General features: G+C 46.4%; 17 protein-coding genes and 1 pseudogene. 3 read left to right on the forward strand and 15 right to left on the reverse strand.

What is annotated here, in order from left to right; genetic code table 11:
* Positions 1-109: 109 nt before the first annotated feature.
* The 5 genes from JJQ88_RS10460 to mce form a co-directional block, all read right to left on the reverse strand.
* Complete coding sequence (locus tag JJQ88_RS10460; protein WP_210365841.1) at positions 110-763, reverse strand: FMN-dependent NADH-azoreductase; 654 nt, start codon at positions 761-763, stop codon at positions 110-112.
* A gap of 202 nt (positions 764-965) precedes the next feature.
* Positions 966-1,445: a chemotaxis protein CheW gene (locus JJQ88_RS10465; protein ID WP_210365842.1), complete on the reverse strand. Its 480-nt coding sequence runs from the start codon at positions 1,443-1,445 to the stop codon at positions 966-968.
* Positions 1,446-1,574: 129 nt separating this feature from the next.
* Positions 1,575-2,696 carry a tripeptidase T gene (locus JJQ88_RS10470; RefSeq protein ID WP_210365843.1) on the reverse strand — a complete coding sequence of 374 codons (1,122 nt, stop codon included), beginning with the start codon at positions 2,694-2,696 and terminating at the stop codon, positions 1,575-1,577.
* Between the two features lie 74 nt (positions 2,697-2,770).
* Positions 2,771-4,321, reverse strand: coding sequence for an acyl-CoA carboxylase subunit beta (locus JJQ88_RS10475; RefSeq protein ID WP_210365975.1), 1,551 nt, complete (start codon positions 4,319-4,321; stop codon positions 2,771-2,773).
* 1 nt (position 4,322) lies between these two features.
* Positions 4,323-4,736 (reverse strand): methylmalonyl-CoA epimerase, encoded by a 414-nt coding sequence (gene mce, locus JJQ88_RS10480; protein ID WP_210365844.1) that lies wholly within the window; start codon positions 4,734-4,736, stop codon positions 4,323-4,325.
* A 157-nt stretch (positions 4,737-4,893) separates the two neighbouring features.
* Here mce and prli42 point away from each other — a divergent pair, with 157 nt between their 5' ends.
* On the forward strand, positions 4,894-4,989 hold the full coding sequence (gene prli42, locus JJQ88_RS10485; protein WP_210365845.1) for a stressosome-associated protein Prli42: 96 nt from the start codon (positions 4,894-4,896) through the stop codon (positions 4,987-4,989).
* Between the two features lie 66 nt (positions 4,990-5,055).
* On the opposite strand, the gene JJQ88_RS10490 is transcribed toward prli42, so the two are convergent.
* The 5 genes from JJQ88_RS10490 to JJQ88_RS10510 form a co-directional block, all read right to left on the reverse strand.
* Positions 5,056-5,571: a L,D-transpeptidase gene (locus tag JJQ88_RS10490; RefSeq protein WP_210365846.1), complete on the reverse strand. Its 516-nt coding sequence runs from the start codon at positions 5,569-5,571 to the stop codon at positions 5,056-5,058.
* 23 nt (positions 5,572-5,594) lie between these two features.
* Positions 5,595-6,596: an aromatic acid exporter family protein gene (locus JJQ88_RS10495; protein WP_210365847.1), complete on the reverse strand. Its 1,002-nt coding sequence runs from the start codon at positions 6,594-6,596 to the stop codon at positions 5,595-5,597.
* Positions 6,597-6,837: 241 nt separating this feature from the next.
* On the reverse strand, positions 6,838-7,560 hold the full coding sequence (locus JJQ88_RS10500; RefSeq protein ID WP_210365848.1) for an amino acid ABC transporter ATP-binding protein: 723 nt from the start codon (positions 7,558-7,560) through the stop codon (positions 6,838-6,840).
* On the reverse strand, positions 7,553-8,212 hold the full coding sequence (locus JJQ88_RS10505) for an amino acid ABC transporter permease (protein WP_210365849.1): 660 nt from the start codon (positions 8,210-8,212) through the stop codon (positions 7,553-7,555). The genes JJQ88_RS10500 and JJQ88_RS10505 overlap by 8 nt, the downstream gene beginning before the upstream one ends.
* Positions 8,213-8,294: 82 nt before the next feature.
* Entirely contained in the window at positions 8,295-9,083 is a 789-nt protein-coding gene (locus tag JJQ88_RS10510) for a transporter substrate-binding domain-containing protein (protein WP_210365850.1), read from the reverse strand.
* Between the two features lie 357 nt (positions 9,084-9,440).
* Here JJQ88_RS10510 and JJQ88_RS10515 point away from each other — a divergent pair, with 357 nt between their 5' ends.
* Both JJQ88_RS10515 and JJQ88_RS21860 read left to right on the forward strand, forming a co-directional pair.
* Entirely contained in the window at positions 9,441-9,671 is a 231-nt protein-coding gene (locus tag JJQ88_RS10515) for a glutaredoxin family protein (protein ID WP_210365851.1), read from the forward strand.
* A gap of 252 nt (positions 9,672-9,923) precedes the next feature.
* Positions 9,924-11,111, forward strand: a pseudogene (locus JJQ88_RS21860) (translocation protein TolB).
* 282 nt (positions 11,112-11,393) lie between these two features.
* Here JJQ88_RS21860 and JJQ88_RS10525 read toward each other — a convergent pair.
* From JJQ88_RS10525 to JJQ88_RS10545, 5 genes are all read right to left on the reverse strand, one after another.
* Positions 11,394-11,831, reverse strand: coding sequence for a BrxA/BrxB family bacilliredoxin (locus JJQ88_RS10525; RefSeq protein WP_210365852.1), 438 nt, complete (start codon positions 11,829-11,831; stop codon positions 11,394-11,396).
* A gap of 330 nt (positions 11,832-12,161) precedes the next feature.
* On the reverse strand, positions 12,162-13,295 hold the full coding sequence (gene meaB / locus JJQ88_RS10530; protein ID WP_210365853.1) for a methylmalonyl Co-A mutase-associated GTPase MeaB: 1,134 nt from the start codon (positions 13,293-13,295) through the stop codon (positions 12,162-12,164).
* Entirely contained in the window at positions 13,295-15,457 is a 2,163-nt protein-coding gene (gene scpA, locus JJQ88_RS10535) for a methylmalonyl-CoA mutase (RefSeq protein ID WP_210365854.1), read from the reverse strand. The genes meaB and scpA overlap by 1 nt, the downstream gene beginning before the upstream one ends.
* Positions 15,444-17,393 carry a methylmalonyl-CoA mutase family protein gene (locus JJQ88_RS10540; RefSeq protein ID WP_246861065.1) on the reverse strand — a complete coding sequence of 650 codons (1,950 nt, stop codon included), beginning with the start codon at positions 17,391-17,393 and terminating at the stop codon, positions 15,444-15,446. Before JJQ88_RS10540 ends, scpA begins: the two co-directional genes overlap by 14 nt.
* Positions 17,394-17,876: 483 nt before the next feature.
* Positions 17,877-19,190 (reverse strand): dihydrolipoamide acetyltransferase family protein, encoded by a 1,314-nt coding sequence (locus JJQ88_RS10545; protein ID WP_210365856.1) that lies wholly within the window; start codon positions 19,188-19,190, stop codon positions 17,877-17,879.
* Between the last annotated feature and the right edge of the window lie 28 nt (positions 19,191-19,218).

Raw genomic sequence — 19,218 nt, forward strand, 5'->3', positions numbered from 1 at the left:
TCCTTTGAAAAATCCGATGAAATCCAAAAAGGGGTTCGGAATGAGAGCATTCCGAACCCCTTTTGTCTACAAACTGAGGTCCCCTAAAGGGACCTGTTTTATCCTGCCATCATTCTTCTGATGCCATTCTCTTTGCTGTTTCAACGGCCAGCCGCTTCGCTTTCTCCATGATTTCCGGAGCTTGTTCAGGAAAATGGTCCATTCCCTCCGCAACCAAGGAATCCATCACTTCCATGCCAAGGAACCCAAGTGCTTTCCGGAGATATCTATCTCCAAACTCATACTCAGCCATCGGCCCGGTGGAGTATATCCCGCCGCGTGTCTGGATGTGGACTGCTTTTCTGTCCGTAAGCAGTCCTTCCGGGCCATGTTCCTTATTCGTGAACGTTTTATCGACAATGAATAAATTATCCATGAATGCCTTCAAGACGGCTGGAGCGCCGAGATTCCAAAGCGGTGTCACGAAAACATAATAATCAGCATCAATGAATCTGTCTGCAAGCTCATGCATCCTCGTTATCTTTTCTTGCTCAACCATGGTAAGCTGATCGAATGTTTTCCCCATGAACGACAGTTTTGCCCTGGCATATAAGAGGTCCATATCGATTTCAGGAATATCCATATCATAAAGATGCATCCTGACAATTTCGGTTTCCGGCTTTTCCTTTGTGAATGCTTCGAGAAATGCCTCCCCGATTTGCGCTCCTTTTGATAGAGCAGCAGAAGTCTTCGGATTTGCAGTAATATACAACAATTTCGGCATTGCTGTCTCCGCCCTTCAATTGAAATTTTTGGGATTAATATAATTATAGTAACGAATATTAATTTGTTCAGAATTGAACAATAAGTGACGATTCCGAACTTTATGTGAATGCCAGCCCATTATTCTTTAAAAGGCATTCACATTGCGAACCATCAAAAAGGCAACCCGATCGGATGATCAGCTTGCCTTTTTCCTATACTTATCAAACTTCCTGTTGGTGCAGCTCATTCATATAATCTTTGATTTGCTTGATCCCTTCCAGCGATTCAATCAGCGATTCCGGATCCAGCACCATGATCATCCGTTTGTCGAAGCTGGCGACACCAGTAATGAATCCGGTCTTTTGATAAGCAATCAAACCAGGCTGTTTCAACTGGTCTTCCGAGATTTCAAGGATTTCCTTCGCGTCCTTGACAAGGATACCTATCGATATCCCGCTTGTCTGCAAGACAATCAATTTCGTTTTATCATTGGTTTTGATATCACGGTCATAAAGCACTTTTTCCAAGTCGATTACAGGGATCAATTCCCCCCTTACCTTTGCAAGCCCTGTCACATACTCTGGCATGTGAGGCACTGCCGTCATCCCATCAAGCTTTTCGATTGAAATGACATAGAGGATCGGAAAAGCGTACTCCTCTTTACCTGCCTGGAAAACGACCGTCTTACTGTGATCAACCATTGAGTTCACACCCTTTACGAATATCTGTCAATTCTTCTATCAACAATATACCATTTATTTCCCTTTAACATAAGACAGTTTAGGTTATGAATATAAAAGAGCCTCCATTTGCTGGAGACTCTCCTATTCTTATTGGGCAGCAACTTCTTTGATAAGCGCAATGACCATTTCACCAAGTTTTTCAAGCTCTTCAATTGGCATTCTTTCATTCGTCGTGTGTATTTCTTCATAACCGACTGCCAGGTTGACTGTCGGCACTCCAAACCCGGCAATGATATTGGCATCGCTTCCGCCGCCGCTGTGGAGCAGTTCACAGTTCCTGCCAATCTTCGCCGCGGCTTTCTTTGCAAGCTCAACCACGAGATCGCCTTCGCCGAATTTGAAACCAGGATACATGACCTGCACGTCAACATCTGCCTTGCCGCCCATTTCCTGTGCGGCTGATTCGAATGCATCCTTCATTTTCTTTACTTGGGCTTCCATCTTATCTGGCACTAAAGAGCGGGCTTCCGCAAGGATCTCAACGAGGTCGCAGACGATATTCGTCTGTGTGCCGCCCTGGAAGCGCCCAATATTGGCCGTTGTTTCCTGGTCAATGCGTCCAAGCGGCATCCTTGCAACAGCTTTGGCCGCAATCGTGATTGCTGAAATCCCTTTTTCAGGCGCCACGCCTGCATGCGCAGTTTTTCCGTGGATGACAGCAGCGATTTTTGCTTGTGTAGGCGCAGCCACAACAATATTCCCAACCTTCCCATCACTGTCAAGCGCATAGCCATATTTAGCCTTGACAAGCTTAGGATCAAGGACTTTGGCACCCACGAGTCCGGATTCTTCCCCGACGGTGATGATGAATTGGATGGTGCCATGCGGGATCGATTGTTCCTTCAAAACACGGACCGTTTCCAGCATAACGGCCAATCCTGCCTTATCATCCGCTCCCAGGATCGTGGTCCCGTCTGTGATGACATAGCCATCCTTGATCGAAGGCTTGACACCATTGGCAGGAACGACTGTATCCATATGAGAAGTAAAATAAATTGGATCAACGCCTTCCTTTGTTCCTTCAAGCGTGCAAATCAGGTTGCCTGCACCATGGCCAGTTTGCGCGGTCGTGTCATCCTCAAACACATCGACCCCCAAATCCGTGAATTTTTTCTTGAGGACACGGGCGATTTCCGCTTCATGTTTTGTTTCTGAATCAATTTGGACAAGCTCCAAAAATTCGTTCAACAAGCGTTCTTTATTTATCATTCAAGCCGACCTCCAAATATGTATATACTACTTGAGTATACCGTTAAATGATTTCCATCGGCAAATACAAAATATCATAGCGGGATGTTTCCATGCTTTTTACCCGGCCGGTCCTCTTTTTTCGTCCAAAGCATCTCAAGGGCCTGGATGAGTTTGATCCTTGTATCGCGCGGGTCAATGACATCATCGACCATTCCCTGGCTTGCAGCGACATATGGATTGGCGAATTTTTCACGGTATTCATCGATTTTTTGCTGGCGTGTCTGTTCCGGGTTTTCGCTGTTTTGGATTTCCCTTGCAAAGATGATGTTCGCTGCTCCCTGTGGTCCCATGACAGCTATTTCGGCATTCGGCCATGCGAATACCAGATCTGCGCCGATCGATTTACTGTTCAAAGCTACATATGCCCCTCCATAAGCTTTCCTGAGAATGACGGTCAACTTCGGGACAGTAGCCTCTGAGTATGCATAAAGGATTTTCGCCCCGTGGCGAATGATCCCGCCGTGTTCCTGCTTGATCCCAGGGAAGAAACCTGTAACGTCTTCAAAGGTGATGATCGGGATATTGAAGGAGTCACAGAACCTGATAAACCTGGATGCTTTATCAGAAGAATCGATATCGAGGCCACCCGCCATCACTTTAGGCTGATTGCAGACGAGCCCTACGACTTCACCCTTGATCCTTGCAAGCCCGATGACAATGTTCTTTGCAAAATCCTTCTGGATCTCAAGGAAAGAATCGGCATCGACAACCTGTTCAATCACCTTTCGTACATCGTACGGCCTGATCGCATCAAAGGGGATGATGTCCGTTAAATCCGGACGGTAATCATCTGTCCCGTCCGCTTCAAGGCGAGGCGGTTTCTCCTCATAATTTTGCGGCAAATAGCTTAACAGTGTACGGACCTGCTGGAGTGTTTCTTCTTCCGATTGTCCGTGGAAATGGGCGTTGCCACTGATCGTATTATGGACAATCGCACCGCCAAGGTCCTCAGCAGTGATTTTCTCGCCCGTTACTGTTTCGATTACCTTCGGCCCCGTAATGAACATCTGGCTCGTTTTTTCAACCATAAAGACAAAATCGGTAATTGCTGGAGAATAAACAGCGCCGCCTGCACACGGCCCCATGATGACTGAAATTTGGGGGATCACTCCAGAATAGATCGAATTGCGGTAAAAAATTTGACCGTAGCCATCGAGTGAAACAACGCCTTCCTGGATCCTCGCACCCCCTGAATCATTAAGGCCGATGAAGGGTGCTCCATTTTTAGCGGCAAGGTCCATGACATTGGCGATTTTCTTTGCATGCATTTCACCAAGGGCGCCTCCGAAAACGGTGAAATCCTGGGAAAATAAATAAATCGGCCGCCCATTCACTTTGCCGTAACCCGTAACGACACCGTCCCCGGGACCTTTTTGATTTTCGAGTCCGAAGTCCTTGCTCCTGTGCTGGATGAATGGATTCAATTCAACGAAACTGCCTGGGTCGACAAGCAGGTCGATCCGTTCCCGGGCAGTCAGTTTTCCCTTTTCATGCTGCTTTTCAATTCGTTCATCGCCGCCGCCAAGTTCAATCTCCCTGCGACGGTCATACAATTCATTAAGTTTCTCGTAGATATCCACCAATTCATTCAGCCTCCCTGTCTTTCTCACAAAGTTCAAACAAAACGCTTCCTGTCGATTTAGGATGTATGAAAGCCACTTTCGCTCCGCCCGCACCTCTTTTTGGTTCATCCTGGATCATTCGGATTCCTTTTTGCTTGATGTCATTGATCCGTTCCTGGATAGAATCCACTCCCAAAGCAACATGGTGGATGCCTTCACCTTTTTTCTCGATGAAGCGGGCGATAGCGCTTTCATCCGATGTTGGCTCCAGGAGCTCGATCTTTGTGTCCCCGGCTTTCAGGAACGCAACCTTTACCTTTTCACTCTCCACCTCTTCCACTCCCAACATGGGAAGCTTAAGGATGTCCGTATAAAAAGGGAGGGCTTGTGCGAGCGATCTCACTGCAATCCCGATATGGTCCACTTTTTTAATCATGCTAATCCCTCCAAATACTATTCAAACATATTTTAAATGATTTAAATATTCAATACAATTGTCACAAATCCTTCTTAATTAAAACTGTTGTTGATTTACCTCCCAAAATGTAAAATAATATAAAAAGGATTCGCAGCAATGGAAGGGGGATTTCTTTATGCGTAAGCGCAATACCAGGAAGGTTGTCGTGTATCTTATGCTTTTTGCCATGCTTGCTTCAACCCTTCTGATGGGGATTTCAACATTTTTATAAACGGGGAAAGGACTGTCAGCGACAGTCCTTTTTTATGCGCATAATGTTGAAACGTTCACCGCTTTTTTATTTTCTGATGGCCCCGTGCTCGACTGCCAATTCCAGGTAGCTTCTGGATGAAGTGGTCACAAGTATTTTCGTTCCCAAAGGGATGTAGTCGTACAATGATTCAACCGCTTCATTCTGCAGCCTGATGCATCCCTGGGATACTCTTTTGCCGATACTTGATGGATCATTCGTACCGTGGATTCCATAGATCCTTCCATCCGTCCCCCTGGCATCGAATCCAATCCACCTGCTTCCGAGCGGATTTTCCGGGCTGCCCCCTGGAATATCCTTTTTACGGTAGTATGGATGCTGCGCCTTGACGGTGACCGTGAACAAGCCTTCAGGTGTAAGGTTATCGGTTGTTCCGGTTGCGGCGCCGACGACAGTCTGGACCCTGTTCCCATTGATGAAGGCGACTTCATTCGTCTGTTTATTCACTATGATGAATGGATCACCCGGGAGCGGATTCGGTCCAAGCGGCCAGATCGGCGAGAATGCTAAAGCGAGCAGCAAAACAGAAATGAATCCTTGCATACTCAACCTCCAAGAGTTTTTTGTTAGTTTGCTCCGGAAAATTCTTTTTCATTCCTGCTCTTTTCTATCCTTAACCCTTTGAACGACTTTTTCAGCAACAGGTATTGCTCCAATTCGTTCACAATATTTAGCAGCGCTGCCCTCGCTTCGAATTCTTCTCTTGTCCTGGGAAGCTCCATATTCTCGAATTCCGACTTCATCCTCAACAATTTCTCAAGATAGAAGAGGGATGTGTTGCCAGGATTGATTCCTTTAGCGAGCCTTTCTATGAATTCAGCAACCATCTGCTCCTGCTCCACCTGATGATGGATCGAAGTCGCAGCTGGAAGGATGCGCTCAATGATTTCGAATTGTTTTTCCCTGATTTTAAAGTATTGATAGTACAAATCTTCATCTCGGGTGAAATGGTTTTCAACATCCTGGAAAGAAAGCATTTTCGCCTTTTCAATCAAACTTGCCGTCTCTGTCAGTTCATGGCCGTCCCAGCTGCTGTCGTGAGTACGCAAATAAAACGCGATTTCCTTGAAAATCATCCTGAAATGATCTTCGATTTCTCTTTGGTATTCTTCCAATTTGTTATCGACGCTCGGCATATAAAGGTTCATCACCAAAGCGACGCCAATCCCGACTGTGATGATTCCGAGTTCATTCAAAAGCAGTTCACCGGTCACACTTCCGGCAGAATAGATATGGAGGATAATGACACTGCTCGATACGATTCCTTCCCTTGCTCCTGCCATGACTACAGTGGGAATGAAAAAAAGCATCATGAGGCCGATCACAATAGGATGATACATGATTCCTTCAAAGAATACGGCTGAGAACCCCATCGCAATGATGCAAGCAAAGAAGCGGTGCCATGAAGCACGGAGCGATCTTTTTTTTGTAACCTGGATGCAAAGGATCGTAAGGATCCCAGCAGAAACATAATTCCCAAAACCGAAGGCTTCGGCAATCATGATCGAGAGCGCCGTCCCCAGTGCCGTTTTCAAGGTTCTATAGCCAATTCTGAATTTCTTGGACATTATTATCCGGACTCCTATCTAAATTAACACTTCGTTTAAAACCAACGCACTTTCATAGCTGTATGAAATAGCCATTTCGATTCCATCACAGTTCCTTTTTTGGAAAGCAGGGCTTGGTGCATCCCCGATTCCCTATTTCCTATATTACCGAAGCAAAAAAATAAAATGATCATACCATCAATGATATGATCATTTTACAATTTTACCAGATTGAAAAGCCAATACAAAAGACAACCTGCCTTTAAAGCATTTTTTCAAGGAATTCCTTTGCCCTGACACTTTCCGGGCTGCTGAAAAATTCGGCTGGAGGTGCGTCCTCCACCAAAACCCCGCCGTCAAGGAAAAGGACCCTGTCAGCAACTTCACGAGCGAAGCCCATCTCATGGGTCACGATCGCCATCGTCATCCCAGTATGCGCCAGCGATTTCATAACTTCCAGAACTTCTTTGACCATTTCGGGATCTAGTGCTGAAGTGGGTTCATCGAACAGCATGACTTCGGGATTCATCGCAAGCGCGCGCGCGATGGCAACCCGCTGCTTTTGCCCACCGGAAAGCCTGCTTGGATACTCATTCGCTTTCTCGGACAACCCCACCTTTTCTAATAGGGCAAGCCCCTGCTGCTCAGCATCGCTCCTTGACTGTCCTTTGACCTTTATTGGTGCATATGTGATGTTTTGGAGGACCGTCATATGCGGGAAAAGGTGGAAGTGCTGGAATACCATACCGACATTTTCCCTAACTTTATGGATGTTTGTTTTACTATCTGTCACTTCAACGGACCCAATCATGATTTTTCCGCTTGTCGGCTTTTCCAAAAGGTTCATGCAGCGCAGGAAGGTTGATTTGCCTGAACCCGATGGCCCGATGATCGCTACGACTTCCCCGTTTTCAATCGTAGTCGAAATTCCTTTTAACACTTTCAGCTTCCCAAATGACTTATGAAGGTCGTTTACTTTAATCACTTTGTCTCATTCTCCTTTCAATTGCCTTCCCAATCACAGTCAAGGAGATCACCATCAGATAATAGATGAGTCCAGCGAAGATCATCGGTTCGAAAAACCTGTATTGTTCCCCGCCGACAATATAGGACCTTCGCATAATATCATCCACGGCAATGACAGTCACAATTGCCGATTCCTTTGTCAGTGTAATGAACTCAATCATCAAAGCTGGCAGGATATTTTTCATCGCTTGTGGAAGGATGATATCCCGCATCATCCTTGTACCAGGTACACCAAGTGCCATAGCCGCCTCCCTTTGCCCTTTATCCACCGCCAGGATGCCTGCCCGAATGATCTCGGAAATGTAGGCAGCAGAATTTAGCGAGAATGAGACGACTGCGGCCGTATAGGCATCAATCTGGAATCCCAATATTTGAGGAGACCCATAGTAGATGATCATGACCTGCAATATCAACGGCGTACCGCGGAACACCGAGGTATAAATATCAGCAAACCAGTTCAACGCCCTGGAACGGCTGATTTTAAAAATGGCAAGGACAATGCCAAAGGCAAAGCCAAGCAGCCCCGCTACCAGGACGATTTTCAGTGTGACGCCAATCCCCTTCAAAATGTAAGGCATCGAAGGGACGATGGCGGTAAAATCAAGATTCATAGATTAACAGCCCTCTCTGACAATGACTTTGAAAAGAAAGGCGTCCAGAAGGCAAGAGCATTCTGGACGCCTCGTTCCAATCTTACTTTTCTCCACCGAACCATTTAACGACAAGCTTGTCCACTTCACCGTTTTCCATTTTTTCCTTGAGTACTTTATTGAATTCTTCTGTCAACTCGCTGTCTTTCGGAAAAGCAATCGCGGAACCAGCTTCTTCTTCCGAGTCTTCGAGTGTGAAGCCTGCAAGGTCCGGATTGTTCTTGAAGTAACCAGCTGCGACCGTATCTTCAATGATAGCAGCATCGATCCGCCCTGCCTTAATTTCCTGGACTAATTCAGGGATCCGGTTCCTTTTTTCAATTTTGATTTTCATTTCCTTGGCAATTTCCTTTGCCTTGTCTTCCTGGATCGAAGAAAGCTGGACACCCAGTGTCTTTCCGTCAAGGTCCTCGATTGACTCAATTTTGCTGTCCTTTGACGAAACGATCATATGCTTAGCAGTATAGTAAACATCTGAAAAGTCAACGCTCTTCTTACGCTTCTCTGTTGGTGTCATCCCGGCCATTACTAAGTCTACCTGATCAGCCTGGATTGCTGCGATCAATCCATTGAACTCCATATCCTTCACTTCTACCTCGTATCCGAGTTCCCCTGCGACCAAGTTTGCCAAGTCAATGTCAAAACCAATGATTTTGTCGCTTTTTGCCGTATCCACATATTCAAATGGAGGATAGTCAGCAGATGTACCCATCACTAATTCTTTCTTTTTTCCTCCATTTTCTCCCGAATTTTTATCATTGTTTGTTCCGCATGCCGCCAAAATTCCAATTATGAACATGCCAATCAGAAAAATAAATAGTCCCTTTTTCATTTCTGTTTCCCCCTGTTTTTATGCAAAAATATGAATGTATTAGTTAGAAATACGGTTTATTTATGCGTATTAACTAATAATTATTAACTAAGTTGTATTTTAACACAAAGTTATAATTATGCAAATATATTTTTAAATATAAATAAAAAATTGTCCATATCATGTTTTTCTTCAAATTCGGGGGTAATGTATTCTTGTGATTTTCCTCTTTATATGCAGGATTCCTCCAGGACTGTTTTTTTTCTGATAAAAAAGGGAAAAACATAGATACATCCCAGTTATTTTTATAACGGCAGGGCCAATGGACAGCATTATTGGGATGAGTCCTATATACACTTTGATAAGGAGGCAGGCAGGATGAACGATATTACTGTTTATACAACCAACACTTGACCGTACTGCACAATGATGAAAGAATTCCTTGAGTCTCAAGGATTAAACTACAAAGAAGTTAATGTGCAGTTGGATCCGATAGCTGCCCAAAGGCTAGTCGAGGAAACCGGGCAGATGGGGGTTCCCCAGACGAAAATTAATGGCCACTGGGTCCTTGGCTTCGACCCTGAAACACTGATGCAGCATGTAAAATAGTTGTGCCTAAAGCTTGTGGACAATGTCTAGTCTTTCTGGACGAGTCCGCAGGCTTTTTTCGTTTAATAAAGGCAGAACTGTCAAGCTTGCATTCCTTGTGAAAAGGAAAAACCACTTTCCATTATTGAATGAATCGGAATTCAAGGCTGAGGGTCTCGCGGAAAATGGAAAACAGCAGCAGAATTTTCAATCTCTGTTTGGCTATCCTAAAGGGAGGAGGGGTGATATTGAAACTTCGGATAATATTCATGAATGATCATTTTCATCCATTTTTATTCAACGATTATTGTATCTGCAGGAACCACTCTCCAGGCGGCATTTATCCGTGACCATCAATTATGGTTCAAAAAGGAAGATGAAGAAATCCAAATCACAACGGATCGATATGCCCGTTCACCCAAGTGGTCCTATGATGGCCGGTTCATTGCATATATCGATGGCGGAGTGAACGGTAAAGACTCCAATTTGTTCATTTATGACACCAAGGAAAAAGAAAACTACCAGCCATACGGCAGCACCTCAACGTTTGACTTCAAATGGTCACCCGTCAAAAATCAATTAGCCTTTACAGACCAAGGTCTGTTGCAAGTTACCAAAACCAGGATGGCCGCCCTCACGGATTTGAAAATGTCTGATTAGGTGTTAGCGGCTTTGAATGGTATCCGGATGGGAAAGACTTTATCGTTTCCTCGCAACCCTGTTTACAACCGACTGGATGGGGTCCTGTGCACCTTTATCGAATTCCGGTTGATGCTAAATTTACTGCTGGAAAAGTAAAGGCTTTCTATACAATCCAAACGAAGGATCCAGATTTATTTGCCATTACAGCCAATCATTTCAAATGGAGCCCGGATGGAAACTGGGTCAGTTTTTTAGCTATTCCTACCGCTTCCCTGGCAGCAGACAGTAATCTACTATATGTCATTACTTCAAAAGGAGAAAAGTTCCATGTTGCAGGCAGAATGTTAGGATACGATGACTGGATGAAGTGGGCTTCTTCAGCCAATCAACTAGCCTTTATTTCTGGTGAAGGAAGGTTTCTTGTTGAAAACAAGAAAACCACGATTTTAACTATTCCTCTTTTCATGCAGAAAAAGGAATATACTCCAAACGGGTATGTCGACCTTGATTTGGAATGGTACTCTCCAGCAAAAGGAATCGTGGCTCGCGCCAAAGAGAACAAGGAGTGGAAGGAAGGGACCATCCCGACGATGCTCACTACACTTTTTGCCGTAGACATTAAACAGAAGAACAAAACAAATCACTTTTCCGGGGAAGGGTGAATTTGACGAAGATCCCAAAACAACTGGTTCTTATCTTGCGTGAGTTCGAAGGAAAGAAAAAGTTGGTCAGGCTGATGTTTCGGTAAAGGATGGAATTAGCGGACAAGAATATTTATGGATAAAGAAAGTTGATGCATCACCAGTCTTGTTGCATTGAAACCAGGAATGGAACCCAGTACATTGACGGACATGAATCGATGACGTTTGATCAAAAGGGCAGTTCCGCTCCAGTCGCTTATTTCCGTGGTGGCTCTCTGTATTATGCGCCATCGTGTATCCTGCCCATCTTTGGCAGGATATTGGATGGGCTTCCATGAGATGGAAAAGGGTTCAGAATGAAATCATCCCGAACCCTTTTTCTCAACAAAAGGAACGCTTGCAAACCAGTTTTTTTATTACGCAATATTTGTTGGCCAAACCGTTATGGATAATGATTTTCTTATATTTCCTCGCAATACTCTTCGAACGCCTGCTGAAGCTTGTTCACGACCTCCATTGGGTCATGCCCTTCAATCTCGTGGCGTTCGATCATTGTACATAGTTTGCCGTCCTTCAACAGGGCAAAGGATGGGGATGATGGCGGATAGCCTGTGAAATAGCTTCTTGCCTTTTCCGTCGCCTCCTTGTCCTGGCCGGCAAATACGGTAACAAGCTGGTCGGGCCGCTTATCGTAATGGAGAGCATGTGCCGCAGCTGGGCGGGCGATGCCTCCAGCACAGCCACAGACTGAGTTCACCATTACAAGGGTTGTTCCTTTCTTTGCGAAAGCCTGATCGACTTCTTCACTCGCCGTTAACTCTGTATATCCAGCGGCCACGATTTCCTGGCGCGCCTGGCGGACTACATCATTCATAAAAAAATTAAAATCCATGCTCATGCATACTCTCTCCTCTGCTGGAAAATGATCTCGTACAACACAATCATACCAATTTATAATTTTTTTTCAAAGTATGTTTAACTGTAAGGGGGACCGGGAAAGGTATGAGTACAGCTAGATCCATACCCCTAAACTCCCTAGATGAAGGACAGCGGCATGTGTACCGCTGTCCACTTTTTTTGCTATGGAGGTTTGTTTTTCTAATGTCTATGTTAAAGACCAGTGTTGATTTTTGAAAAATGCCTGTGGACTGGAGTGGAAATCAACAATCAAATTTAACATAGCCTTTTAATAATAATAGATAAAAAAAGGCTGCCCGCATGGCAGCCTTTAATTTTTGGAACCGAAGAACGATGTGAACAATTCGTCTACAGCGGATGCAACTGGCCGGGTTCCGGAAATGACCTCATTTTCAACCTTCGGCAGCAGCAACTTAATGGCCGGATGATGAAAAAAGTTCGCTTGCAGCTGATCGATGATCATTTCATGCAGCCACTCCTTCGTCTGGAGCCGGCGGCGGTCATTGAATACCCCGCTGGATTTTGTCGTGCTGACAAAACGATTCACCGCCTCCCATATATCCTCAATCCCTTTATTTAAAAGTGCGGAGCTTGTCAGTGCACGCGATTCCCAGCCGACTGTCGAGGGCTGGAGGAAATGGAGGATCCGGTTATATTCCTCTTTCGTCTTCTTTGCCGCCTGCTCATTTGGACCATCCGCTTTATTGACGATTACCGCGTCCGCAAGTTCCATGATCCCCTTCTTCATTCCCTGCAGTTCATCGCCGGCGCCTGTAAGTACGAGGAGCATGAAAAAATCGACCATGTTCCTGACGATCACTTCACTTTGGCCGACCCCTACAGTTTCAACCAGGATGACATCAAAACCCGCTGCCTCACAGACAAGCATCGTCTCACGTGTTTTTCGATGAACCCCGCCGAGCTTTCCGCCGGATGGAGAGGGCCGTATGAACGCCCGTGGATTTTTAGACAGGCTTTCCATCCGAGTCTTGTCTCCGAGAATGCTTCCTCCCGTCAGGCTTGATGTAGGATCAACAGCAAGGACAGCAACCCTATGCCCAAGATTGCATAAATGCGTACCGAAGCTTTCAATGAAAGTGCTCTTGCCTGCGCCAGGAACACCTGTTATCCCGATTCTTATTGATTTTCCTGCATAAGGAAGCAGAAATTTCAGCAAGGTTTGAGCAGACTCGAAATCATGTTCCGCATTGCTTTCGATCAAGGTAATCCCGCGAGCAAGAGCTGTCCTGCTTCCATTTTTGATATCAGCCGCAAGCTGCTCAGCATTTATGCTGCGCCCACTGCCTTTTTTGACAAATCGGCCCGGTTTTCGTAAATCCGCTTCATTTAACCTGCCATCCTGTTCCACTCCCTGCTTCACAATGCTGGAAAAGGAATCTTCTTTACCCGGTTCAAACCATTCCGGCCTTTTTTCATCAGCCATTAATTTGACACTTCCTCATAGCCAAGACGGTCATAAATCGTCCTCAGTACTTTTTGGGCCGCAACCGGGATGACTGTGCCCGGCCCAAAGATTGCGCTTGCCCCATTGTCATATAAATATTGATAATCTTGCGCGGGGATGACCCCTCCCACGATTACGACGATGTCTTCGCGGCCAAGCTTCTTCAACTCTTTTATGAGCAGCGGAAGCAAGGTTTTATGTCCCGCAGCGAGCGAGCTGATGCCAATGGCATGGACGTCGTTTTCGACTGCCTGGATCGCAGTTTCCGCTGGTGTTTGGAATAGCGGGCCGATATCGACATCGAATCCGAGGTCCGCGAATGCGGTGGATATGACCTTTGCCCCGCGGTCATGTCCATCCTGTCCCATTTTCGCGATCATGATTCGAGGTCTTCGCCCTTCATTTTCCAAAAACTCGTCTGTAAGGCGTTTCACTTCGGAAATTTCTTCCTCATTCGAGAATGCTGAACTGTAGACACCGCTGATTGACCGGATGACCGCTTTATGCCTTCCTGCCGCCCTTTCCACCGCATCGGAAATCTCACCCAGCGTTGCCCGTTCCCTTGCAGCCTGGACCGCAAGCTCCAGCAGGTTCCCGTTCCCGGTTTCGGCAGCCTTCGCAAGAGCATCCAGTGCTTGTGCCACTTTTTCATCATCCCGGTTATCCTTCAATTCATTGAGACGCGTAATTTGCTTGTTGCGGACAGCTGTATTGTCAATATCAAGAATATCTAAAGGATCTTCCTGATCAAGCCTGTATTGATTTACGCCGATGATCGTTTCTTTTCCAGAATCAATCTGCGCCTGCCTTCTTGCGGCAGCTTCTTCGATCCTCATTTTTGGCAGGCCAGTTTCAATAGCTTTAGCCATCCCGCCAAGGCTTTCAATTTCTTCAATGTGCTCCCAGGCCCGGTCAATCAATGACTTTGTCAGGCTTTCGACATAATGGCTGCCGGCCCATGGGTCAATGACCTTGGTGATTTCCGTTTCTTCCTGAAGATATAACTGGGTGTTCCTGGCAATCCTCGCGGAGAAATCGGTCGGCAAAGCAATGGCCTCATCCAGCGCATTCGTATGGAGCGACTGGGTGTGTCCCATGGCGGCTGCATGGGCTTCAATCAGCGTCCTGATCACATTGTTGAATGGATCCTGCTCAGTCAAGCTCCAGCCTGACGTTTGTGAATGGGTCCGGAGCGCCATAGTTTTTTCATTCTTCGGATCGAAGGCTTTCATCATTTTCGCCCAGATGAAACGGGCTGCTCTCATTTTAGCCACTTCCATGAAGTAATTCATGCCGATTGCCCAGAAAAATGACAGCCTTGGTGCGAATGAGTCGATACCGATGCCTGCCTTTAAACCTGTCCTTACATATTCAAGGCCATCGGCAAGCGTATAGGCAAGCTCGATGTCAGCCGGAGCGCCAGCTTCCTGCATATGGTACCCCGAAATGCTGATCGAGTTGAATTTCGGCATGTATTTTGACGTGTATTCAAAAATATCGGCAATGATTTTCATCGACATTTCCGGCGGATAGATATACGTATTCCGGACCATATATTCCTTGAGTATATCATTCTGGATTGTTCCTGAAAGTTTATCCTGTGTCACTCCCTGTTCTTCTGCCGTGACGATGAAAAAAGCCATGATTGGCAAAACAGCGCCATTCATCGTCATGGAGACAGACATCTGGTCAAGCGGGATGCCATCGAAAAGGATTTTCATATCCAGGATTGAATCGATCGCTACTCCCGCCTTACCGACATCCCCTTCAACCCGGGGGTGATCAGAATCATATCCCCGGTGTGTCGCGAGATCAAAAGCTACAGACAGGCCTTTTTGTCCCATTTCCAGATTTCTCCTGTAGAAGGCATTGCTCTCTTCAGCTGTCGAAAATCCTGCATATTGACGGACAGTCCATGGCCGGTTCACGTACATGGCAGGATAAGGCCCTCTTGTGAATGGAGGAAGACCAGGCAGGCTTGCCGCATGCTCTGCATCGCCTGCATCGTTCCCGGTATACAGCGGCTTGATCCTGATATTCTCATTTGTGTTAAAAAGCTGGCTGTCGCCAAATTCCGGCACAGAAACCTGGTCCCCTCCATTATCGAATAGTCGGACCTTAGTAAAATCAGGCTTTTTCATCTGCTGCTACCTCCATTTCATCCAGCATCGAAGTCAGGATTTCATGGACATCGCTCTTAATATGGATAAAACCTTCAACGCCCGCTTCCTTCCATTCCTCGATTTCCTTTCCATCCGGCAAGCCGGCAACAAACAATTGAAGCTCGGGATACTTCCTTTTCATTTCAACTGCGATCTGCACTCCATTTTGAGCATAATCTTCTGCGGAACCGCAAATGACAAACTGTTTGCCGCCTTGTGTTTCAATGAAGCTCCCAGCTTCCTCCGATGAGCAGATTTCCTTACTACGTTCGGTATGGATCCCGCCAGCTGCCATCATGCCCGAGATGAAATCAGCCCTAGCTTTATGGTTTTTCAGTGAGCCCAGGCATATTAACCCAACGATTGGCTTCAAGCCCGTCATCCTTTCAAGGCGGATTGCCCTGAAACGAAGCTGTTCAAACGGCTCGGCCAGCCTCTCCTCCATAAGGGGAGGAAAGTCGGCACCATCTTCCAGTTTGTTGAACGATTCTGCCAATCCTTCCTGAAGTGTGGCCATCATCTTGATTTCGGAAAGTTGGCCGTCCATAAAGAACGTCTGTTCAGTATGCTTGTCCGGTTCCTCCGGATGATCGGATAGATTGGCATATACATTCGTCCCTATAATGCTTTTCTTACGCTTATGGATATCCTTCTTGCGGAGTTCAGCCATGTTCCTTATGATGGTTTGAAGCCATCCTGATTTCAAAGCTTCATATATGCCTCCGCGGCTGTCGATTTCCAGGAAAAGCTCCCATGATTTTTCCGCTAGCTGGTTTGTGATGGTTTCAATGTACCATGCACCGCCTGCGGGATCCGCAACCCTTTCAAGTTGGGCTTCAGATTTTAAAATAAGCTGGGTGTTCCTGGCTATCCTTTCCCCAAAAGAATCAGTTTTCCCAGCAGCCTCAGCAAATGTGCCAGTGTGCAGGTACTGAATGCCTCCAAGGACAGCTGCAAAAGCTTCATTCCCGACCCTGAGCATGTTCACATATGGATCGAACACGGTCTTGGTATAAGCGGAAGTTTCCGCGGAAATCACCATTTTTCGATCTGGCTCGGCAGCCCCGAATGCCTCGACTGCCTTCGACCATAACAGCCGGGCAGCCCTTAGTTTTGCAGTTTCCATGAAAAAGTTCGAACCAACGGAAAAATTGAAAACGAACTTCGATAGTGCCCGCTCCAAATCCCACCCATTTTCCAACAGCCTTTGAAGCAGGTAAACGCCGGTAGAAACCGCTATTGCCAGCTCCTGCACCGCGTTCGCGCCACTGTTATGGTACGGGGAGGCATTGACAAGCACTGTCTTCAATTCAGGCATCAACTCATCAGCTTCCTCCAGCATGCTGGACCAACTCATATAAAACGCGTTTTCCTCTTTTGGGAGCCCGCCGGCAACACTTGCTTCCGCAACAGGATCAGATCCAATGAAACCCGTAAGTGTTTTTCCGGAAACCCTTTCGGCACTTGAAACAACTGCAAGCATAGGCCCCTGAAGAAATCCGGCATTCAGGCTGAATGGGAAGTCGCTCCCGACCCTTTCCACGAAAGATGCCAGCTTTTTGTTATCTTCAAACAAACTGGGTTTTACCTCAAAAGCAATCGCTGTCTGTCCTTTGGAAAGTGCCAGTTTCAATTTTCCTTCAAGCTCATCAAGTGATTTGTAAGAAAGACGATTGGCAACCTTCCACGGGTCGGTTTGGTAGCCCAGTTTCTCGATTCCCCGCCTGAAACCCTTCTCGCCAGGCTGGCCACAGCCCTCATTATCCTTCACGTCTTCTGCTGTATAGAATGGCTTGAGGACGATATTTTCATATGTATCTGTGTAAAGGGAATCCAGCGATTTCCCTTTGAGAGACGCGGATGCTTTTGCTTCCCAATCCTCCAGCGCCGGTTTTTGAAAAGAGGTTGTTTTCATCGATTCTATTCCCATACTTCACTGTCCTGGAGTACGGACAGCCTGCCCTCCTTCATCCTTGGATAATTTTGAAAAATCTAATTTTTCTTTTCTTCTTTATTTTATTATAATGCTGCTCATCTAGCAACGCACGGGTCCAGCAAGAAAATTCCATGCCTTTTCTAGGTAAAGAAAGCCGATTCTATAAGAAAAGCGCGTAACTCTTTTGTCAGCAAGTCAGCGTGAACAGGCAAAAGACGAGCCGTAAGGAGGCTGCTCTCTCCCACCAGGCTGCTCCGCCAAGAAGAAAGCGCTCTTGCTGCCTTGCGATACGGTGTGAGCAGAAGGACCAATTTATTCAGCTTAGTCCTGCGAATTTTTTTTGGTATTGCTTATGACTGCCGGGCTTGGCACTTGTAACAGGATATTTCTCATTGGTGATTTTATATTTTCCTCTCTCATAAAAAAATCCGCTGCTGAATAGGCAGCGGATTATAACCAACCTTAATAAATGGATGTGTTCCCCTTTGAGGTATTCTCCAAAATCTCTTTCACCCTCTGGAGGAAGCGGCCGCACACGAGGCCATCAAGGACACGATGGTCCAGGGATAAGCACAGATTGACCATATCCCTGACCGCAATCATGCCGTTGTTCATAACGACTGGACGCTTGACGATCGATTCCACCTGAAGGATGGCTGCCTGCGGATAGTTGATGATACCCATTGACTGGACGGAGCCAAAAGAACCTGTATTGTTGACAGTGAATGTTCCGCCTTGCATGTCCTCGGAACGAAGTTTGCCTGCACGGACTTTTTGGGCCATTTCCGTTATTTCCCGCGCGATGCCCTTGATTGTTTTTTCATCTGCGTTCTTTATGACCGGAACGAATAACGCATCATCCGTCGCAACAGCAATCGAGATATTGATTTCTTTCTTCTGGACGATCTTGTCCCCTGCCCACATCGAATTAACTTGCGGGAATTCTTTCAGCGCCTGGGCTGCTGCTTTCACAAAGAAAGCAAAGAATGTCAAATTGAATCCTTCTTTTTTCTTGAATTCATCCTTGATGTCATTCCTGTATTCCACAAGGTTCGTCACATCGACTTCGACCATTGTCCATGCATGCGGGGCTTCGTGCTTGCTTCTCAGCATGTTGGCCGCAATGGCCTTGCGGACGCCAGTGACAGGTATTTCGATGTCCCCTGCAGTCACCGGAACTGACAATGCCTGCGGCTGGGATGTTGAAGCCGCTGGCTCGGATTGCTGGGCTGGCTGTGAAGGGGCCTGTTGTTCAACAGCTGGCTGTTCCTTTTTGGAAGCATTTGCCGCATGCTGCGGGATACTGCCTGTCTCGATCAGTTTCAACAAGTCTTTTCTTGTGATGCGTCCGCCGGCACCGCTTCCATTGACCTGGCTGAGGTCGATATTATTCTCCTCGGCAAGCTTAAGGACAGCAGGAGAGTACCGTGCTTTATTCCCTTCATTTGCCACAGGGGCCTGGGACTGAGGATCGCTGTCTTGCTCTGCTTCAGCAGCAGGGTTTGATTCTGCACTATCCGGAGCTGCACCGCCGCCATCTATTTCAATCGTACAGATGATTTCGCCAACTTCCAGAGTGTCTCCTTCGTTTGCGATCAATTCCTTGATCGTTCCTGTAAAGGATGATGGGACTTCTGCATTCACTTTGTCTGTCATCACCTCTGCGAGCGGATCGTATTTATTAACATTGTCGCCGACAGAAACCAGCCATTTGCTGATCGTACCTTCTGTTACACTTTCTCCTAATTGAGGCATCTTGATTTGTTCGATTGCCAAAGGTTGACCCTCCTCTTCCGATTCATAT

Source organism: Bacillus sp. REN3 (assembly GCF_017912555.1).
Lineage (GTDB): Bacteria > Bacillota > Bacilli > Bacillales > Cytobacillaceae > Mesobacillus.

Bases quoted from the DNA above. Each gene is read 5' to 3' on its own strand.
- meaB (WP_210365853.1), bottom strand. From the start codon at position 13,295: ATGGCTGATGAAAAAAGGCCGGAATGGTTTGAACCGGGTAAAGAAGAT.
- JJQ88_RS10470 (WP_210365843.1), bottom strand. From the start codon at position 2,696: ATGATAAATAAAGAACGCTTGTTGAACGAATTTTTGGAGCTTGTCCAA.
- JJQ88_RS10505 (WP_210365849.1), bottom strand. From the start codon at position 8,212: ATGAATCTTGATTTTACCGCCATCGTCCCTTCGATGCCTTACATTTTG.
- JJQ88_RS10510 (WP_210365850.1), bottom strand. From the start codon at position 9,083: ATGAAAAAGGGACTATTTATTTTTCTGATTGGCATGTTCATAATTGGA.
- JJQ88_RS10465 (WP_210365842.1), bottom strand. From the start codon at position 1,445: ATGGTTGATCACAGTAAGACGGTCGTTTTCCAGGCAGGTAAAGAGGAG.
- scpA (WP_210365854.1), bottom strand. From the start codon at position 15,457: ATGAAAAAGCCTGATTTTACTAAGGTCCGACTATTCGATAATGGAGGG.
- prli42 (WP_210365845.1), top strand. From the start codon at position 4,894: ATGCGTAAGCGCAATACCAGGAAGGTTGTCGTGTATCTTATGCTTTTT.
- JJQ88_RS10495 (WP_210365847.1), bottom strand. From the start codon at position 6,596: ATGTCCAAGAAATTCAGAATTGGCTATAGAACCTTGAAAACGGCACTG.
- mce (WP_210365844.1), bottom strand. From the start codon at position 4,736: ATGATTAAAAAAGTGGACCATATCGGGATTGCAGTGAGATCGCTCGCA.
- JJQ88_RS10490 (WP_210365846.1), bottom strand. From the start codon at position 5,571: ATGCAAGGATTCATTTCTGTTTTGCTGCTCGCTTTAGCATTCTCGCCG.
- JJQ88_RS10525 (WP_210365852.1), bottom strand. From the start codon at position 11,831: ATGAGCATGGATTTTAATTTTTTTATGAATGATGTAGTCCGCCAGGCG.
- JJQ88_RS10460 (WP_210365841.1), bottom strand. From the start codon at position 763: ATGCCGAAATTGTTGTATATTACTGCAAATCCGAAGACTTCTGCTGCT.
- JJQ88_RS10540 (WP_246861065.1), bottom strand. From the start codon at position 17,393: ATGAAAACAACCTCTTTTCAAAAACCGGCGCTGGAGGATTGGGAAGCA.